The organism is Staphylococcus intermedius NCTC 11048 (assembly GCF_002902385.1).
In the GTDB taxonomy this organism is placed as follows: domain Bacteria; phylum Bacillota; class Bacilli; order Staphylococcales; family Staphylococcaceae; genus Staphylococcus; species Staphylococcus intermedius.
Map to the genome: position 1 here is coordinate 358 of NZ_PPQH01000023.1, position 330 is coordinate 687.

Below are 330 nucleotides of genomic sequence, written 5' to 3' on the forward strand. Positions count from 1 at the left end.
GTTCTCTAAGATATCCAACGACAAACTACCGTCGTCGTTTATCTTTTCTGATAATGTTGTAGGCGCGAATATTGGATATCCCTTACCTATTCTGTTTTTTATCAAGATTGGCAAGATACCACCTACCTGTTATAGAATTTCATGTCAAAGACTATTTTTTGAACTGATTGATTGATATTAAAGTAGTTATAACCATACTTAAAAAACGGCTGTGACAATCGTGTATATTCATCAATTGCTACGCCGTTCCTAAATGTCTGTAATCCGTTGTATTTGATTGTGTCCCCCGCTTTGAGCTTTAGCCCCTCAATCGTCATAACCTCAGAATGT

Annotated in this window: 1 protein-coding gene and 1 pseudogene; both read right to left on the reverse strand. The window is 36.7% G+C overall.

Going from position 1 to position 330, the window contains the following annotated elements; genetic code table 11:
- The coding region (locus CD138_RS14850; RefSeq protein WP_444547689.1) for a tail tube TT1 domain-containing protein at positions 1 to 114 on the reverse strand (114 nt) is incomplete at its 3' end.
- Between the two features lie 8 nt (positions 115 to 122).
- Positions 123 to 330 (reverse strand): annotated as a pseudogene (locus CD138_RS14510) (phage tail protein); the annotation flags it as partial.